15 protein-coding genes are annotated in these 17466 nt (G+C 70.3%); 8 read left to right on the forward strand and 7 right to left on the reverse strand.

All coding sequences use genetic code 11. From position 1 onward, the window contains the following. Positions 1–2: 2 nt before the first annotated feature. From ACFPZ3_RS14890 to ACFPZ3_RS14905, 4 genes are read right to left on the reverse strand one after another with little or no spacing between them, the layout of a single operon-like run. Entirely contained in the window at positions 3–998 is a 996-nt protein-coding gene (locus tag ACFPZ3_RS14890) for a branched-chain amino acid ABC transporter permease (protein WP_379514669.1), read from the reverse strand. Further along, on the reverse strand, positions 995–1876 hold the full coding sequence (locus ACFPZ3_RS14895; RefSeq protein ID WP_379514670.1) for a branched-chain amino acid ABC transporter permease: 882 nt from the start codon (positions 1874–1876) through the stop codon (positions 995–997). Before ACFPZ3_RS14895 ends, ACFPZ3_RS14890 begins: the two co-directional genes overlap by 4 nt. Before the next feature lie 3 nt (positions 1877–1879). After that, a complete protein-coding gene (locus ACFPZ3_RS14900) occupies positions 1880–2596 on the reverse strand; it encodes an ABC transporter ATP-binding protein (RefSeq protein WP_379514671.1) in 717 nt (238 codons plus the stop codon). Next, positions 2593–3351, reverse strand: a complete 759-nt coding sequence (locus ACFPZ3_RS14905; protein WP_379514672.1) for an ABC transporter ATP-binding protein — start codon at positions 3349–3351, stop codon at positions 2593–2595. The genes ACFPZ3_RS14900 and ACFPZ3_RS14905 overlap by 4 nt, the downstream gene beginning before the upstream one ends. Before the next feature lie 181 nt (positions 3352–3532). Here ACFPZ3_RS14905 and ACFPZ3_RS14910 point away from each other — a divergent pair, with 181 nt between their 5' ends. Both ACFPZ3_RS14910 and ACFPZ3_RS14915 read left to right on the forward strand, forming a co-directional pair. Beyond that, on the forward strand, positions 3533–4897 hold the full coding sequence (locus ACFPZ3_RS14910; protein WP_379514673.1) for a PucR family transcriptional regulator: 1365 nt from the start codon (positions 3533–3535) through the stop codon (positions 4895–4897). After that, positions 4884–6374, forward strand: a complete 1491-nt coding sequence (locus ACFPZ3_RS14915) for a long-chain-fatty-acid--CoA ligase (RefSeq protein WP_379514674.1) — start codon at positions 4884–4886, stop codon at positions 6372–6374. Before ACFPZ3_RS14910 ends, ACFPZ3_RS14915 begins: the two co-directional genes overlap by 14 nt. Positions 6375–6402: 28 nt before the next feature. Here the strand turns inward: ACFPZ3_RS14915 and ACFPZ3_RS14920 are convergent, their stop codons facing one another. Further along, positions 6403–7089, reverse strand: coding sequence for a hypothetical protein (locus ACFPZ3_RS14920; protein WP_379514675.1), 687 nt, complete (start codon positions 7087–7089; stop codon positions 6403–6405). A 71-nt stretch (positions 7090–7160) separates the two neighbouring features. Next, complete coding sequence (locus ACFPZ3_RS14925) at positions 7161–8183, reverse strand: LacI family DNA-binding transcriptional regulator (RefSeq protein ID WP_379514676.1); 1023 nt, start codon at positions 8181–8183, stop codon at positions 7161–7163. Positions 8184–8320: 137 nt separating this feature from the next. Between ACFPZ3_RS14925 and ACFPZ3_RS14930 the strand changes: the two genes are divergently transcribed. The 6 genes from ACFPZ3_RS14930 (at position 8321) to ACFPZ3_RS14955 (ending at position 16809) form a co-directional block, all read left to right on the forward strand. Then, a complete protein-coding gene (locus ACFPZ3_RS14930; protein WP_379514677.1) occupies positions 8321–9685 on the forward strand; it encodes an ABC transporter substrate-binding protein in 1365 nt (454 codons plus the stop codon). Continuing rightward, complete coding sequence (locus ACFPZ3_RS14935) at positions 9682–10599, forward strand: carbohydrate ABC transporter permease (protein ID WP_379514678.1); 918 nt, start codon at positions 9682–9684, stop codon at positions 10597–10599. Before ACFPZ3_RS14930 ends, ACFPZ3_RS14935 begins: the two co-directional genes overlap by 4 nt. Further along, positions 10596–11438, forward strand: coding sequence for a carbohydrate ABC transporter permease (locus ACFPZ3_RS14940; RefSeq protein ID WP_379514679.1), 843 nt, complete (start codon positions 10596–10598; stop codon positions 11436–11438). The genes ACFPZ3_RS14935 and ACFPZ3_RS14940 overlap by 4 nt, the downstream gene beginning before the upstream one ends. 24 nt (positions 11439–11462) lie before the next feature. Then, entirely contained in the window at positions 11463–13484 is a 2022-nt protein-coding gene (locus ACFPZ3_RS14945) for a glycoside hydrolase family 2 protein (protein WP_379514680.1), read from the forward strand. Between the two features lie 16 nt (positions 13485–13500). Next, the gene (locus ACFPZ3_RS14950) at positions 13501–15135 is read left to right on the forward strand and encodes a ricin-type beta-trefoil lectin domain protein (RefSeq protein WP_379514681.1); all 1635 of its coding nucleotides are present in this window, start codon (positions 13501–13503) and stop codon (positions 15133–15135) included. 111 nt (positions 15136–15246) lie between these two features. Next, the gene (locus ACFPZ3_RS14955) at positions 15247–16809 is read left to right on the forward strand and encodes a cellulase family glycosylhydrolase (protein ID WP_379514682.1); all 1563 of its coding nucleotides are present in this window, start codon (positions 15247–15249) and stop codon (positions 16807–16809) included. Between the two features lie 36 nt (positions 16810–16845). Here ACFPZ3_RS14955 and ACFPZ3_RS14960 read toward each other — a convergent pair whose 3' ends face one another. Continuing rightward, the gene (locus ACFPZ3_RS14960) at positions 16846–17424 is read right to left on the reverse strand and encodes a TetR/AcrR family transcriptional regulator (RefSeq protein ID WP_379514683.1); all 579 of its coding nucleotides are present in this window, start codon (positions 17422–17424) and stop codon (positions 16846–16848) included. Positions 17425–17466 lie beyond the last annotated feature (42 nt).

A 17466-nucleotide genomic window follows, 5' to 3' on the forward strand; every position in this document is an offset into this window, starting at 1 on the left:
TCTTACTCCTTCCGGGGAATCTTCTTGATCAAGCGGCCGGCCAGCCCGGCCAGCCCCGTCGGGGCCACGTACATCACCGCGATGATCAGCAGGCCGAAGATGACGCCGGGCGCGGCGTCGTTGACGTCCTGCGAGATGTTCGGCACGAACATCACGAACAGCCCGCCGAGCACGGGGCCTGACAACGAGCCGAGCCCCCCGACGACCAGGCCGGCCAGCAGGGTGATCGACAGGTTCACCGTGAACGAGTCAGGCGACACGAACCCGATCACCCACGTGTAGACGCAGCCCGCGGCGCCGGCGAACATGGCGCTCCAGGCGAACGCGAGCGTCTTGTAGAACGACAGCCGCACGCCCATGACCTCGGCCGCCGTCTCGTTGTCCCTGAGGGCGTGCAGCGCCCGCCCGACGCGGGAGCGCAGGAGGCTGGCAGCCAGCAGGAACGCGACGACGGCGGTGGCCAGGGTGAGGAAGTACAACCACTGGTCCTCGGCCAGGCCGCTCCACGCGGGTGGCGCGGGTTTGGCCAGCGTGAGACCCATGGAGCCGCCGGTCAGCGCCTCGAACCGCTTGAGCAGCGGCACGAGGAAGATCGCGATGGCGAGCGTCACGAGCGCCAGGTACAGGCCGCGCAACCGCATCGCCGGCACACCCAGGACCAGCCCGAGTCCGAACGCCACCGCCGCCGCGATGGGCAGGGTGAGGAGGTACGGCAACTCCCACCGGTCGAGGAGGATGGCCCCCGAGTAGGCCCCGACGGCGAAGAAGGCGCCGTGGCCGAGCGAGATCTGCCCGGCGTGCCCGACGAGGAGGTTGAGCCCGAGCAGCGCCACCGCGTACACCAGCACCATCGTGAGCTGGAAGACGTGGAAGGGGGCGAGCTGGAAGGGCGCGTAGACGGCGGCGGCCAGCACCAGGGCCGGCCAGGCCCACCGCCACCGGAGGGTGAGCGCCGTCCGCACCTGTCCGAGGCGGCCGGCCTGCGTGGAACCGCTCATGCCCGCTCCACCACCGCTCGCCCGAACAGGCCCTGAGGCCGCAGCAGCAGAACGCCAAGAATGATCACCAGCGGCACCCCCACCTTGAGGTCGGACCCGACGAACCCGACGTAGGCCCCGGCGAGCGTCTCCGCGACGCCCACGATGAGCCCGCCGACGACCGCGCCCAAGGGGCTGTCGAACCCGCCGAGCGTGGCGGCGGCGAAGGCGTAGATGAGGACGCCGCCCATCATGTTCGGCTCCAGGAACAGCAGCGGCGCCACCAGCACCCCGGACACCGCGCCCACGGTGGCGGCCAGGCCCCAGCCGAGCGCGAGCGTGCGGCCCACGCGGATGCCGACCAGCTTCGCCGAGGCGGGGTTGGCGGCCACCGCCCGCATGCCGAGGCCGACCTTGGTGTACTGGAAGAGCAGGTACAGCAGCCCCATGATCAGCGCCACCACGCCGAACACGCCGAGCGTGGAGAAGCTGACGCTGACCCCGGCCGCCTCCAGGGCGCCGCCGGGGAACGGGTTCGGGAAGTCCTTGATGAGGAACGTCCAGATCCACCCGGCCGCCGCGTTGACGAAGATGAACAGCCCGACGGTGACGATCACGATGGTCAGCTCGGGAGCGCCCTCGACCGGCCTGATGATCACCCGTTCGATGAGCATCCCGCCCGCGAACGACACCACCAGCGTCACCGCCAGCGCCGCCCAGAACGGCAGCCCGGCGGCCATGCACTGCCAGGCGATGTACGTGGCGAACATGGCCAGCTCGCCCTGGGCGAAGTTCACGATCCCGGTGAACTGGTAGATCAGCACCAGGGCCAGCGCCAGGCTGGCGTAGATGGCGCCCGCGCCGAGCCCCTCGACGATCTGTTGCAGGAATCCGGCCATCGGCTACACCCGGTACCCGAGGTAGGACTGCGCGACCTGTTCGTCGGCCCTGATGTCCTCGGCCGTGCCCGACAACACGATCCGCCCGGTCTCCAGGACGTGCGCCTGCTGGGCGATGCCGAGGGCGAGATGGGCGTTCTGTTCGACGACGACCACAGTGGTCCGTTCCTCTGCGTTGATGGCCTGGACGATGCGGAACAGCTCCCGGGTGACCAGCGGGGCCAGGCCGAGCGACGGCTCGTCGAGCAGCAGCAGCCGGGGGCGCAGCATGAGGGCCCGGCCGAGGGCCAGCATCTGCTGCTCGCCGCCGCTGAGGCTGCCCGCGGCCTGCTTGAGCCGGTCCTTCAGGACCGGGAAGTAGGTGTAGATGCGGCCGAGGTCCTCCTCGACGGCCGCCCGGCCACGCCGGACGAACGCGCCCAGCCGGAGGTTCTCCTCGACGGTCAGCGGCATGAACGTGCCGCGGCCCTCGGGCACGTGCGCGACGCCCTGCCTGGCGATCGTGTCGGGCGAGCGGCCGATGAGGTCCGTGCCGCCGAGCGTGATCCTGCCGCGCGCCTTGACCATGCCGGACAACGCCCGGAGCAGCGTCGTCTTGCCCGCGCCGTTGGGCCCGAGTATCGCGCAGACCTCACCCTCGCGCACGGTGAAGCGCACGCCGTGCAGCACGCGCGCGTCCCCGTAACCGGCGACCAGGTCTTCCACCACAAGGTCGGTCATGCCGCAGTCCCCAGGTAAGCCTCGATCACGGCGGGGTCGCGCTGGATCTCTTCCGGCGAGCCTTCGGCGATCTTGCGGCCGAAGTCCAGGCACACGATGCGCTCGCAGATCCCCATGACGAACCCCATGTGGTGCTCGACCACGACCACCGTCAGCTCGTACTCCTCGCGGATGGCCCCGAGCGTGCCCGCGAACTCCTCCACCTCGCCCGAGTTCAGCCCGTTCACCGGCTCGTCGAGCAGCAACAACCGGGGGCGGCCGATGAGCGCGCGGGCCAGTTCGACCCGTTTCAGGGTGCCGAACGGCAGGCCGATCGCCGGGTGTCCGGCCACGCCGGTCAGGCCGAGCCGGTCCAGCACGGCGTCGGCGTCCGCACGCAGCGAACGTTCCTCGCGGCGTACCCCGGGCAGGCGCAACCCGGCGGACACGAAGCCGGCGCGGCCCCGGTGATGCGCGCCGACCAGTACGTTGTCGCGCACCGACAGGCGTGGGAACAGGCCCAGGTTCTGGAACGTCCTGGCGATGCCGAGCCCCGCGATGGCGTGCGGCGGCACGGCGGTGAGGTCCTTGCCCTCGTACGCGATCGTCCCTGAGCCCGCGTCGTAGCGCCTGGTCAGGCAGTTGAACAGGGTGGTCTTGCCGGCGCCGTTCGGCCCGATGAGTCCCACCATCTCACCGCCCGACACCTCGAATCCCACGCTGTCCAGCGCGGTGATGCCGCCGAAGCGAACGGTAAGATCGTGCACCTCCAGCATCCGGCGCCTCCTGGAGAACAATGTTCTGATGTTGGCCTCAGCGTAGGAGCCGCTCGTCAGGGGCCGCATTGGGCACGGTGACCCAAGATGTTTCAGGCGAGTTGTCCTCTGAGCACAGCGTGGGTCTCGGACCGGTTACGACCCGTTGACCGCCCGGCCCAGGGCATGGATCATCCCCGGCATGTCCACAGGTTCGAGTACCGTGGAAGCCGCCGTACGCGCGGAACGCACACGCATACTTTCCGAGTTGCTCAGCGACCTCCAGGAGTTGGCGGACGTCGCCCTCATGACGATGCGCGAGGAGATCCCCGCCTACGAGGCGCAGGGCCCCGCCTTCCACGCCGACGTGCTCGACCAGGTGGTCAAGCACTACCGGGCCAAGCTGGGCGTGCTGCTGGAGGAGCGCACGGTGACCCTGGAGGACATCACCTTCACCCGGCGCGCGGCGATGCGCCGGGCCAGGGCGGGGGTGGCGCTGGCCGACTACATCAACGCCTTCCGGGTGGGGCAGCAGGTGTTCTGGGAGGCCGTGGTCGAGCGGGCGGGGCACACGTACGCGGGCCGCGAGGCGGCGTTGTCACTGGCGGCGCAGTTGATGCGCTACTGCGACTTCGCCAGCACGCACGCGGCGAACGCGTACATGGAGTTCCAGCAGTACGCGGCGGCGGAGGCCGTACGGGAGAGCCGGGACCTTCTGGAGACGTTGCTGGCCGGCGGGGCGCCGACGCGGGGCAGGGAGCTGGCCGCGGCGCAGGCGCACGGCCTGGCACCCGACGCGCGGGCGCCGCTGCTGGTGGTGATCGCGGTGCTCGCCGGGCCGCCCACCTCCGTGACCACCGGCCCCGACCGGGGCGCCGACGCGCGGCACGCCGCCTGCGCGGCCATCGCGAGGACCGGCGGGAACGGCACGCGTACGCTGTCGGTCGTGCGTCAGTCGGAGATCGTGGCCATCCCCGTGCTCGGCCTCGGCACCGGCCCAGAGGATCTGTGCGACCGGCTGCAGGCGGTGCTGGAGAGCCTGGCCGGCGAGGGGATCAGGCTGGCCATGGGCATCAGCACGGTGTCGGCGGGTCCCGCGCAGATCCCGCAGGCCTACCAGGAGGCCAGGGCCGTGCTGGACTTCGTGCCAGAGGAGGGCGGGGTGGCGGCGCTGCCCAGGATCACGCCGTTCCAATATCTGGCGCTGAAGGCCGACGACACCGCCCGCCACCTGGTGGACCCGCGCATCGCGGCGCTGCTGTCGGAGGACCGGGCGCGCGGCGGCGTGCTGACGGCCACGATCAGGGCGTTCGCCGCGGCCGACCTGAACCTGCGGGCCGCCGCCGAACGCCTCCAGATCCACCCCAACACCGCCCAATACCGGATGCGCAGGATCCAGGAGCGCACGGGGCGGAGCCTGCGCTCGATCAACGACCTCGTCGAGCTTCTTGTCGCGATCGCCCTACATGACGCCCTTCCGACCAACGCGGGGCGGGAAAGACTGGGCACCGCGACCAATGAGGGGCGTGGGAGAGCGGACGTACGGTCTTTCCATGAACCTCGTTGACCGGCTCCACACCGCCGCCGACCGGCTGGGCGGCAGAGCGGTTCTCACGCTGGACGAGGCGGAGCTCACCTACGGGACGCTCGAGGAGCTGAGCGCCAGGCTCGCGGGCCTGCTGCGCGGCCGCGGGATCGGCGTGGGCGACCGGGTGGCGATCATGTTGCCGAACGTGCCCGAGTTCGGCGTCGTCTACTACGGGGTGTTGCGGGCCGGGGCCGTGGTGGTGCCGTTGGATCCGCTGCTGAAGCGGCGGGAGATCGCCGCGTACCTGGGGGACTGCGGCGCGCGGCTGCTCATCGCCTGGCACGCCTTCGCCGAGACGGCGGAGGCGGGCTCGGCGGGCACGAAGACCGACTGCTTCTTCGTGGTGCCGGGCGAGTTCCGCCGGCTGCTGCGCGGCGTGGCGGCCGAACGCGAGATCGCCTCCATGGCGGCCGACGACACCGCGGTCATCCACTACACCTCCGGCACCACCGGCCGGCCGAAGGGCATCGAGCTGACCCACGGGAACCTGGGCGGCAACGCCGCCACCGTGGCCCGCATGCACGCGCTCGGCGTGGACGACGTGGTGCTCGGCGCGCTGCCGCTCTACCACACCTTCGGCCAGACGTGCTCGCTCAACGCGACCGTGCACGCGGGCGCGCGGCTGACGCTGCTGCGCCGCTTCGAGGCCGGGCGGGCGCTGGAGGTGATCAGGCGCGACGGGGTGACGGTCTTCCAGGGCGTGCCGACCATGTTCATCGCGCTGCTCGACCATCCTGGCGCCTCGGACATGTCGATGTTGCGGGTCTGCGCCTCGGGCGGGGCGGCGCTGCCGCTGGACGTGCTGCGCGCGTACGAGGCCAGGTTCGGCTGCGAGATCGTCGAAGGGTACGGGCTCAGCGAGACCTCCCCCGTCTCCGCGACCAACCGGGGCGGCGAGCACCGCAGGGCCGGCTCGATCGGCTGGCCCATCAGGGACGTCGAGATGAAGGTCATCGGCGACGACGGGCGCGAGATGCCCACCGGCGCGATCGGCGAGGTCGTGGTCCGCGGCCCCAACGTCATGAAGGGCTACTGGAACAACCCCGGCGCCACGGCGGAGGCCGTCCGCGACGGCTGGTTCCACACCGGCGACCTCGGCCGGGTGGACGAGGACGGCTACTTCTTCCTGGTGGACCGCCGCCGCGACGTGATCATCCGGGGCGGCTACACGGTCTATCCGCGCGAGGTGGAGGAGGTCCTGTACGAGCATCCGGCGGTCCGGCAGGCGGCCGTGCTCGGCGTGCCGCACCCGGAGCTGGGCGAGGAGATCGAGGCCGTGGTGTCCCTGCGCGCGCCGGTGACCTGCGAGGACCTGCGCGACTTCGTACGGGAGCGGGTGGCCGCCTACAAGTATCCCCGCCACCTGTCCTTCGTGGACGAGCTGCCGATGAGCCCCACGGGCAAGATCCTCAAACGCGCCCTCACCCGTCCGATCCCAGGGGGACGCTCCAGCTGAGCTCCGTGCCCGGTAGGTACGGCGGCGATCAGCCCGTCAGGCCCAGGAGGAACGCGACGGGGACGAACGCGACGGCCAGCCCCACCGCCCACCACCGGGGCGCGGGCCCCTCCTTCAGCACGGACAGGCCCAGCGGCACCAGCGCGACGGCGAGCCCGGCCAGAGCGACCAGCGAGATCGGATCGCTGCTGCCCTTCAGCACGCCCAGCGGCAGCCCCGCCGCCAGCCCCAGCGCCACGCACCGGACCAGGCCCAGCACCCTGGCCCGGTAGGCGCCGACGGCCAGCACGATCCAGCCGCCCATGATGCCCACGTTGGCCGCCTTGAACACGTGGAAGGCGCCGTACGTCCCGGCCACCACCCGCTGCGCCTCCTCCAGCCCGAGCGCGTCCACGAGCTGGAACGCCAGATGGCTCACCCCGGCGTGGAACACCCTCCCGAACAGGCCCAGCACCACCAGCGCGAGCCCCCACTGACCCCAGGAGGAGCCGATCAGCCGGGCCAGCGCGGTCACGCCGGGCCACAACAACACCACCCCGGCCGCGTACAGGCTGTAGGACAACACCATCCGCCCGGGATGAGCGGCGTAGGCGGCGAGCTGGCCGGGGAAGAAGTCGTCCTCGCCGATCCTCGTGAGCACGCCGGCGAGGAGCAGCGGCGGACCGAGCACCAGCCCGGCGCCCTCCACCCAGCGTCCGGGAACCGAATTCGTCATACCGGCCATCCAAGTCGCGCCAGGACGGGCGGGCACGGGTGCTGTGGCGAGAATCGGGGGTGGTGCCAGCGCTAATGACCTTCCCCGGCCGTGCTCTCCCTGACGATCAGCCGGTGCGGCACCACGATCTCCGGCGGCGGGGCCGGGGTGTTGGCCCTGATCGACTCCAGCAACGTGTCCACCGCCGTACGGGCCAGCTCCCCCTTGTCGGGGGCGACCGTGGTCAGGCTGGGCGTGCTGTACAGGCCCTCCTCGATGTCGTCCAGCCCGACCACCGCGACGTCGTCGGGGATGCGGCGGCCCGCCCTGGTCAGGGCCCGGATCGCGCCCAGGGCGAGCAGGTCGTTGTAGCAGAAGACGGCGTCGGGCGGCTCGGGCAGGGCGAGCAGGTGTTCCATGGCCTCGGCGCCCAGCCGGCGGTGGAAGTGCGCGGTGGGGACGATCAGTGACTCGTCCGGCTCCAGCCCGGCGCGGGTGTGCGCCTGGCGGTAGCCGGCGGTGCGGAGCTGGGCGGTCTCGCCGGTCGCGTACTGCTGGTCGCCGATGGCGGCCACGCGGCGGCGGCCCAGGGCGAGCAGGTGGGCGGTGGCGTCGCGGGCGGCGGCCACGTTGTCGATGGCCACGTGGGGGAAGTTGCCGTTGAAGATGTGCTCGCCGAGCAGCACGATCGGGATCCGGTTGGCCCGCCCGCGCAGCTCGTCGGCGGTGATCGACAGGGGGCTGAGCAGGAGGCCGTCGAACATGGTGGCCCGCGAGTCCCGGCCGAGCAGCTCGCGCTCCCGGTCCCCGTCGCCGTCGGTCTGGTCGATCATGACCACGTAGCCGTGCGCGCGGGCGGCCGTGATCACCTCGCGGGCCAGCTCGGCGAAGTACGGCACGTCCAGTTCCGGCACCACGAGGGCGATCATCCCCGTGCGTCCCTGCTTGAGGTTGCGGGCGATGAGGTTCGGACGGTAGTCGAGCTCGTCCAGGACGGCCTGAACCCGGGCACGAAGCTCGTCGGAGACGGGCGCGTATCCGTTGACGACGTTGGAAACGGTGCGAATCGATACGTTCGCCCGTTTGGCGACGTCGCGCAGGGTTGGACCGGCCATGCGTCTCCTATACCTCCGACTGCTCGTCTTGGGAAGATCCCAAACTCCCTCTTGCATCGTTGCAAGCAAGTATGCATGATGTCTGCATCGTTGCAGAGCCCTCACATTGCCTTTTTCCGTCCGGCGAGGAGTCGAAGATGTCCACACCCTCCGTAGACCGTCGTGGTTTTCTCAAGGGAGCCCTGGGCATCGGCGCGCTCGCCGCCACCGGCTCACTGGCCGCGTGCGCCCCGGGCGGCACCACCGCGCAGCCGAGCAAACTGGCCAAGCCCACCGCCGCCGCCTCGTCCGCCAAGGGCGAGATCACGATCTGGAACCGGTCGGGCGACCTGTTCAAGGTGTTCGACGCGGCCATCGGCAAGTTCCGCCAGGCCTACCCGAACGTCAAGGTCAACCACCAGGCCGTGGACATCGACGCCAAGCTCGCCAACACGCTGATCAGCGGCACCGACGTGCCCGACGGCAGCTTCTGGGACGACGCCAAGATCGGCGGTCAGGCCGAGCACCTCTTCGACCTGACCGACCTGATCGCGCCGTACAAGGAGCAGACCTCGGCGTACAAGCTGTCGGTGAACACCGTGGACAACAAGATCTACGGCGTCCCGTGGGACCTGGACCCGGGGCTGCTCTGGTACCGGGAGGACATCCTGGAGAGCGCCGGGGTCGATCCGGCGAGCCTGGCCACGTACGACGACCTGCTCAAAGCGGCGCAGACCGTCAAGGAGAAGGACCCCAAGACCAAGCCCATCCACCTGGAGAAGACGCCGTTCCTGAGCCAGCTCTGGCTGGAGATGCTGGCCAACCAGCAGGGCACGAGCCTCACCGACGCGCAGGGCAAGCTGCGCCTCGACTCCCCCGAATACCGGCGGATCTTCGCCTGGATCCAGAGCGCGGTCAAGGACGGCCTGGTCACGCACGCCCCCTACCTGGAGCCGGCCGACGTCAACACCCTCGACAGCGGCCAGCAGGTGTTCGTGCCGTGGGCGATCTGGTGGTCGTTCGCGCCGCAGCAGTTGCTCAAGGCCACCAAGGGCAAGTGGCGGGCCGCGCCGCTGCCGGCCTGGACGCCGGGCGGCGCGCGCAGCGGCGCGATGGGCGGCAGCAGCTTCGTCATCCCCGCCAAGGCCAAGAACCCGGAGCTGGCCTGGCTGCTGTATGAGTTCCTCTGCTTCAAGGAGCCCGGCTACACCGCCGTGTACGGCCCCAACGACATCTACCCCGGCGGCCTGTCCACCTCGATCCCCAGCTACACCCCCGCGGCCGACCCGGCCAAGCCGCTCTTCCAGCCCATCGAGGCGCTCGGCGGCCAGGACCTGTGGAAGGTCGCCGTCGAGGCCGGCGCCACCATCCCGGCCGCCGCGCCGATCCCGTTGTGGTGGGCCCAGTCGGTGGACTACCTCGGCAACAACATGCAACGCCTGATGGAAGGCAAGATGTCACCTGACCAAGTGATCTCGGAGTCGGCGGAGAAGATCCAGCGCAACCTGATCGACCGGTCATGACGACGACGCTCACGGGCGGCGGTGGTCACGCGCGGCGCAGGCTCAGGCTGGGGTCCACCCGCCTGTCGCCGTACCTGTTCATCGCCCCGTTCTTCGCGGTCTTCGCCGCGTTCGGGATCTATCCGCTGATCTACGCGCTGCAGCTCAGCTTCATGCGCTGGCGCGGCGCGGGCGTGGCCCGCTGGGTCGGCCTGGAGAACTACACCTACCTGCTGACCAACCCGGACTTCTGGGCCTCGCTCGGCAACAGCGCCGTCATGTGGCTGCTGATCGTGCCGCTCCAGGTCGTGGCCGGGCTGGGCGGCGCGGTGTTGCTGGCCAACGCCAAGCTGCGGCTGCGCGGGTTCTTCCGGGTGGCCTTCATCGCGCCGTTCGTGACCCCGCTGGTGGCCATGGCGCAGGTGTGGATCGTGGTGTTCGACCAGGACTACGGCCTGGTCAACTACCTGCTCAACCTGGTGGGCCTGCCCGACGTGGGCTGGCTGACGTCCACGGCGTGGTCGAAGCCGACGCTGGCGCTGCTGTTCCTGTGGAAGACCACCGGGTTCGCGATCATCATCCTGCTCGCCGGCCTGCAGGCCGTCCCCGGCGGCGTGTACGAGGCCGCCTCCCTCGACGGCGCCTCCCGCTGGCGCCAGTTCTGGTCGATCACCGTGCCGCTGGTCCGCAGGAGCATGTCGTTCCTGGTGGTCATCCAGACGCTGGCGGTCTTCCAGATGTTCTCCGAGCCCTTCGTGGTCACCGAGGGCGGCCCGTACGGCTCCACCACCACCGCGGGCCTGTACCTGTACAACCACATCACCGCCTCCGACCTGGGCACCGGCGCGGCGAACTCGTTCCTGCTGGTCCTGCTGGTCTTCGGCCTCTCGGCGGTCTCAGGCCGGATGTTGCGCCCGAAAGACGAGGCCTCATGAACCAGAACAGGCCGGGCGTCGCGCAGTACGCGGTGCTGGCGCTGCTCGCGATCGTGTTCCTGTACCCGATCTGGTGGGCGGTCAGCTCCTCGCTCAAACCCGCGGCGGAGATCATCACCAGCCCGCTCGCGATCGGCGAGCTGACCCTGGACAACTACCGGGCGATGTTCGCCGACGTGCCGATCGGCACCGGGTTCGCCAACACGGCGCTGGTGCTGGTGGTCAAGGGCGCGATGACGATGTTCTTCTGCCCGCTGGCCGGCTACGCCTTCGCCAAGTACGACTTCCCGTTCAAGAACGCGCTGTTCGGCATGGTGATGCTGACGCTCATGCTGCCGACGCTGGTGCTGGTCATCCCGCTGCTGCTGGAGATGAGCTCGCTGGGCTGGGTGAACACCTACCAGGCGCTGATCCTGCCGAACAGCATCGACGCGTTCAGCATCTTCTGGATGCGGCAGACGATCGCCGCCATCCCGAACGAGCTGATCGACGCCGGGCGGGTGGACGGGGCCGGCGAGTTCGGCATCTTCTGGAAGGTCGTGCTGCCGGTCATCAGGCCGGGACTGGCCGCGCTGGCGGTGCTGACCACCATGAACATCTACAACGACTTCGTCTGGCCGGTCGTCGCCGTCAACGACACCGCGCACCAGACGTTGCAGGTGGTTCTGTCCACGCTGGCGCAGAACGTCACCGGCAACCGGATCGGCGCCGACTTCGCCACCGTGTGGGGCGAGTTGCTGGCCGCCGGGAGCATCGCCATGTTGCCGCTGCTGGTGATCTTCGTCCTGCTGCAGCGCCACTTCATCAACGGCATCCTCGCGGGCAGCGTCAAGGGCTGACCCCAACACATGAAACGGAGAACCATGACGCCGCGTGCGGAATACCCCCGGCCCCACTTCGACCGGTCGCACACCTGGTCGAGCCTGAACGGCGACTGGGACTTCCGGGCCGACACCGAGCAGGACTGGAACCGGACCATCACGGTGCCCTTCGCCTGGGAGACCCCCGCGTCGGGCGTCGAGGCCCACTGGCTGCCGCTGGCCTGGTACCGCCGCTCGTTCACCATCCCCGCCGCCTGGTCGGGGCAGCGGGTCGTGCTGCACTTCGGGGCCGTGCACCACGAGGCCACGGTCTGGGTGAACGACGTCGAGGTGGCCGCCCACCGGGGCGGCTACACCCCCTTCGAGGCCGACATCACCGACGCCGTCAGCCATGACGGCGACCAGGAGGTCGTGGTACGCGTCTCCGCCCCGCCGGACAAGCGCGAGATCGCGCACGGCAAGCAGCGCAGCATCCCGCGCGACGACTTCGACGGCGTCTGCTTCACCCCGTCGTCGGGCATCTGGCAGAGCGTCTGGCTGGAGGCCAGGCCCGCGACGTACGTGGCCGCGCTGAAGCTGCGCCCCTCCGACGGCCTGGACGCCATCAAGGTGGAGGCGGAGGTGGCAGGGGAGGGCACGCTGCGCCTGACTCTGCGCGGCACGGGCACGACGGTCGAGCTGCCGGTCTCCGGCGGCCTGGTCGAGACCGAGATCCCGGTGGCCGACGCGCGGCTGTGGTCGCCGGAGGACCCGTACCTCTACCACGTGGACGCCACGCTGACCTCGGCCGACGGCGCCGACACGGTCGCGGCCTACACCGGGTTGCGGCGGATCGAGGTGATCGGGGAGGACCTGTACCTCAACGGGCGCCGCCTGTTCGTGCGCGGGGTGCTCGACCAGGGGTACTGGCCGCGTACCGGGATCACCGCGCCCGACGACGCCGCGCTGGTCCGCGACATCGAGCTGGCCGCGGCGGCGGGCTACAACCTGGTGCGCAAGCACCTCAAGCTGGAGGACCCGCGCTTCGTCCACCACGCCGACCGGCTCGGCATGCTGGTGTGGGCCGAGCCCGCGGCGACGGGCCGCTTCTCCGCCGACTCGGTGGCGGCGTTCGAGGAGCAGGTCGCGCCCATGGTCGAGCGCGACGGCAACTCCCCGGCGATCGTCATCTGGGGCCTGTACAACGAGGAGTGGGGCCTGGACTGGGACATTCCCGGCGACCCGGCCAAGCAGCGGGCGACGGCGCAGGCGTACGACCTGCTCAAGAGCCTCGACACCAGCAGGCCCGCGGTGGACAACTCCGGCTGGACGCACGTCAAGACCGACCTGCTCGACTGGCACTACTACGACGAGTCCGCCGCCTCTTGGGGCAGGACGGTCGCCGCGCTGCTCGACGGCACCCAGGACGACTTCCCGGTCAAGCTCGGCCCGGACTTCGTGGTGCGCAAGAAGCTGGCCGGCACGCCCGACCAGCCGCTGCGCGGCCTGCCCAACCTCAACAGCGAGTACGGCACCGGCTTCACCTCCGTCGAGCGCGGCTGGCACCTGCGCTGGCAGACCCAGGAGCTGCGCCGCCACGACCGCGTGGCCGGCTACGTCTACACCGAGCTGTACGACATCGAGCACGAGTCCGCCGGCCTGCTGGACTTCGAGCGCCGGGCCAAGGACCTGGCCGGGGTGGACCCGGCCGAGGTGAACGCCACGACCACGCTCGTCCTCGACGTCGTCCCCGTCGCGCCCGGCCGTGACCTGCTCAGCGAGTCGGGCGAGGTGAGCGTGCCCGTCCGCGTCTCGCACCACGGCGACGAGCCGGTCAACGGCCATCTGCACACCACCTGGACCCCCGTCCTCGGCGCCACCCCCTCCGAGCCCGGCTCGCGGGGTCCGTGGACCGAGGCCAAGCCGTTCCTGCTCAGCGCCGCCGCCGAGGTGCGCGCCGGGCTGCCGGCCGGCTGGACGAGCGGGCGACTGCACATCGCCCTGGTCAGCGACGGCGTCGTCGTGGGCCGCTCGGCCGTAGACGTGGACACCTTCACCGCCCCCGTCATCGGAGACAACCGATAAAGGAGAACGATCCGCAGTGCGATTCACTCCCCCCGCGCGGGTTCTGACCGCGTTAGCCCTGATCGGCACCTGCTTGGGAGCCCTCGCGGGCCCCGCCCAGGCGGCCCCCGCCGGCCAGGTGCTCTACTCGCCGAACCTGACCACCTTCCCCCAGGGTGACGCCAGTTACCCGAGGGCGGTCAGGCTGGACTACGACGGCTCGGCGAACGAGACCATGCTGGCCACGTTCGCCCGCCGCAACCACAACGCCCCCTCCTCGTTCCCGATCTACCGCAGCACCGACGGCGGGCGCACGTGGTCGGGCAGCCCGATCTCCACGGTCTCGTCCCACACGTCCGGCTGGGGTCTCGGGGCCCCGGTCCTGTACGAGGTGCCGCGCACCGCCAACGGCCTCAACCAGGGCGACCTCCTGGCGGCCGGCACGGCCTGGGTGGACGGCGACTACACGACCCAGAAGGTCGAAGTGTTCAAGAGCACCGACCACGGCACGTCCTGGACCTACCTGTCCAACTGCACCCAGACCAGCGGCCTGCCCGACACGATCGGGCACGGCATCTGGGAGCCGTGGTTCCTCCTGGCGCCGGACAACACCCTGGCCTGCTTCATCTCGGACGAGCGGCCGGCGGGCACCGCGACCAACAACCAGGTCATCGGCCACTACACCTCTGCCAACGGCGGCCAGAGCTGGAGCTCCACGCTCACCCAGGACGTGGCCTTCCCGAACGACAACCTGGCCAGGCCGGGCATGTCGATCGTGACGGGGCTGCCGAACGGGACGTTCCTGATGGCGTACGAGATGTGCAGGGACGCCACCGACGCCGACCACGCCTGCGAGGTCTACATCAAGACCAGCTCGAACGGCCTGAGCTGGGGCACCGGCGCCGGCACGCTCGTGCGCACGTCGGACGAGCGGGAGCTGCTGCACACCCCGTACGTCGCCTGGTTGCCCGGCGGCGGCGCGAACGGCACGCTGCTGCTGTCCGGCCAGCGCGTCGTGGCGGGACCGACCGGCAACAAGACCGTGCTGGGCGAGTCCGGCCAGGTGTTGTTCGCCAACACCAACCTCGGCGTGGGCGCGTGGACCGAGATCGAGGCTCCCGTCCTCACCTCGCCGACCGGCGGCTACAACACCGGCGAGCCGTCCTGCCCCGGCTACAGCTCGCCCATCGTGCCCTCGGCGAACGGCACGGAATTCCTCTACCTGACCGCCACGCACCTGACGGGCAACCAGTGTGCCGTCAGATACGGCCTCGGCACGCTGCCCGGCAACGCCGTCCAGATCACCGGCCCCGGCGGCAAGTGCCTGGACGTGGACACCAACACCAACGCCAACGGCAACGCCGCCCAGCTCTGGGACTGCGGCGTCGCCACCGGCCAGCGCTGGTCGAGGCACCCCGACGGCACCCTGCGCGCCTTCGGCAAGTGCCTGGACATCGACGCGAACGGCACCGCCAACTTCACCAAGGTGCAGCTCTGGCAGTGCAACACCAACGGCGGCCAGAAGTGGACGCCCCAGGCCAACGGCGCCCTGCTGAACCCGCAGTCGGGCCGCTGCCTGGACGCTCCCCAGGGCGCCACCGCCAACGGCACCAAGCTGCAGATCTACGACTGCAACGGACTCGACCCGCAGAAGTGGAACCTGCCAAGCTGAAAGTTTCACACGTTCCACCAGGTCAGAGCACATGGACGGCCATGGTGCATTGACGTGCCCGGAGCGCGCGGCTGAGCATGACGCGCGTCCCCCTCTTCGAAAGGGCACCCCATGCACTTGTCCAAGGCGCTGACAGCCGCCCTGGCCACGCTGGTGGCCGGGGCGCCCGTCGCCGTCGCGGTCACCACCGCCACCCCGGCGACGGCCGCGGCCGGCACGGGCACCGGTTACCTGCACACGAACGGCAACAAGATCGTCGACAGCACCGGCGCGACCGTGCGGCTGACCGGGATCAACTGGTTCGGGATGGAGACCGACAACCGCACCTTCCACGGCCTGTGGTCGAGCAACCCCTGGAAGAGCCAGATCGACAAGATGGCCCTGCTGGGCTACAACACGCTGCGGGTGCCGTTCTCCAACGACGCGCTCAAGTCCGGCGCCACCGCCACCGGCATCAACGACTACATCAACCCCGACCTGATCGGCCTGACGCCGATGCAGATCCTGGACAAGGTCGTCGCCTACGCCGGCGTCAAGGGCATGCGGATCATCCTCGACCGCCACCGCCCCACCGCAGGCGGGCAGTCCCCCCTCTGGTACGTCTCCGCCACCCCGGAGAGCACCTGGATCAACGACTGGAAGGCGCTGGCCCAGCACTACGCGGGCAACACCACGGTCATCGGCGCCGACCTGCACAACGAGCCGCACGCCGAGGGCACCAACCCGAACGCCACCGGCGCCTGCTGGGGCTGCGGCGACCAGGCCCGCGACTGGCGCCTGGCCGCGGAGCGGGGCGGGAACGCGGTCCTGTCCGTCAACCCGAACTGGCTGATCTTCGTGGAGGGCGTGAGCTGCCCGAGCGGCGGCCTGTCCAACGTCTGGGACGGCGATCCCAGCAACGACGAGGACTGCGGCTGGTGGGGCGGCAACCTGACCAAGGCCGGGCAGTTCCCGGTACGGCTGAACGTGGCCAACCGGCTGGTCTACTCACCCCACGAGTACGCCACCTCGGTCTACCACCAGAGCTGGTTCGACGCCCCCGACTACCCGGCGAACATGCCGGCGATCTGGGACAAGTACTGGGGATACCTCTACAAGCAGAACATCGCGCCCATCATGCTCGGCGAGTTCGGCACCACGCTGGCCTCGAACGTGGACAAGATCTGGTTGCAGGAGCTCATGAAGTACATGGGCACCGGGGTGAACGGGATGTCGTTCACGTACTGGTCGTGGAACCCGAACTCGGGCGACACCGGCGGCATCGCCAACGACGACTGGACCACGATCAACCAGCCCAAGCAGGACATCCTCCAGCCGTACCTGATCCCGCCCGTGGGCAGCCAGACGCCGCCGACCGTGACGACGACGGCCAATCCTCCCGGGCAGTGCGCGGCGACGTACAAACAGACGAACTCCTGGCAGGGCGGCTTCCAGGGTGAGCTGACCGTCAAGAACACCGGCGGCTCGGCCATCCCCGCCTGGGGCGCCACGTGGACGTTCCCTTCGGGGGTCACGCTGAACAACGGCTGGAACGCGGTGGTCACGCAGTCGGGCACCACGTGGACCGCCAAGGGCCCGGACTATGCGAAGAGCCTGGCCGCGGGCGCGTCGGTGGTCATCGGCTTCACCGCCAACGGCCCCAGCAGCCAACCGGCGGGCGCCACCTGCTCCTGACCCCGAACTGCCCTGCCGTTCGCCTGAGGGCGGGCCTCAGGTGAACGGCAGGGCGATCTGGTCGAGGGTCTCGTTCATGACCTCGCGCAGCGTGCGCGTCTGCTGCTCCTCCGTCCACACCAACGCGGCCAGCCGCAGCGCGACCAGGAAGGCCGCCGCCAGCACCGGCGCCGGCACCGTGCTGGGCCGCTCCGCGACGGCCTCGGCGAGGTCGCGCTCCAGGGCGGCGTGGTTGGCGAGCTGGCGGGCCAGTAACGAAGGGTGCTGACGGGCCAGCCGGGTGCGCAACGCCCACTCGCGCTCCGGCTCCCCCACCTGTCGCCGCAACTCCTCGATAGAGCCCCGCAGCGCCTGCCACGCCGACATCCCGGCGGGCTGCGCGCGCACCTGGCCCACCAGGGCCCTGATGCGCTGCTCCTCGCCGTAGAGGAGCGCGTCCTCCTTGCCGGAGAAATAGTTGGAGAAAGTCCGCCGCGAGATGTTGGCCGCGTCGGCGATCGCCTCGACCGTGACGGAGTCGAGCCCGTGCGAGACCACGAGCCGCAGCGCCGCCTCGTGCACGGCCTGACGCGTCTCGGCCTTCTTGCGTTCGCGCAGCCCAGGCGTGCTGTCCATATGCGGTCAGCCTACCGTCGGGCGTGCGGGCCCCGGCTGCGG

It is taken from the genome of Nonomuraea insulae, assembly GCF_042656245.1.

Bases quoted from the DNA above. Each gene is read 5' to 3' on its own strand.
- ACFPZ3_RS14895 (WP_379514670.1), bottom strand. From the start codon at position 1,876: ATGGCCGGATTCCTGCAACAGATCGTCGAGGGGCTCGGCGCGGGCGCC.
- ACFPZ3_RS14900 (WP_379514671.1), bottom strand. From the start codon at position 2,596: ATGACCGACCTTGTGGTGGAAGACCTGGTCGCCGGTTACGGGGACGCG.
- ACFPZ3_RS14905 (WP_379514672.1), bottom strand. From the start codon at position 3,351: ATGCTGGAGGTGCACGATCTTACCGTTCGCTTCGGCGGCATCACCGCG.
- ACFPZ3_RS14915 (WP_379514674.1), top strand. From the start codon at position 4,884: ATGAACCTCGTTGACCGGCTCCACACCGCCGCCGACCGGCTGGGCGGC.
- ACFPZ3_RS14960 (WP_379514683.1), bottom strand. From the start codon at position 17,424: ATGGACAGCACGCCTGGGCTGCGCGAACGCAAGAAGGCCGAGACGCGT.
- ACFPZ3_RS14945 (WP_379514680.1), top strand. From the start codon at position 11,463: ATGACGCCGCGTGCGGAATACCCCCGGCCCCACTTCGACCGGTCGCAC.
- ACFPZ3_RS14920 (WP_379514675.1), bottom strand. From the start codon at position 7,089: ATGACGAATTCGGTTCCCGGACGCTGGGTGGAGGGCGCCGGGCTGGTG.
- ACFPZ3_RS14935 (WP_379514678.1), top strand. From the start codon at position 9,682: ATGACGACGACGCTCACGGGCGGCGGTGGTCACGCGCGGCGCAGGCTC.
- ACFPZ3_RS14910 (WP_379514673.1), top strand. From the start codon at position 3,533: ATGTCCACAGGTTCGAGTACCGTGGAAGCCGCCGTACGCGCGGAACGC.
- ACFPZ3_RS14940 (WP_379514679.1), top strand. From the start codon at position 10,596: ATGAACCAGAACAGGCCGGGCGTCGCGCAGTACGCGGTGCTGGCGCTG.
- ACFPZ3_RS14925 (WP_379514676.1), bottom strand. From the start codon at position 8,183: ATGGCCGGTCCAACCCTGCGCGACGTCGCCAAACGGGCGAACGTATCG.
- ACFPZ3_RS14890 (WP_379514669.1), bottom strand. From the start codon at position 998: ATGAGCGGTTCCACGCAGGCCGGCCGCCTCGGACAGGTGCGGACGGCG.
- ACFPZ3_RS14955 (WP_379514682.1), top strand. From the start codon at position 15,247: ATGCACTTGTCCAAGGCGCTGACAGCCGCCCTGGCCACGCTGGTGGCC.
- ACFPZ3_RS14930 (WP_379514677.1), top strand. From the start codon at position 8,321: ATGTCCACACCCTCCGTAGACCGTCGTGGTTTTCTCAAGGGAGCCCTG.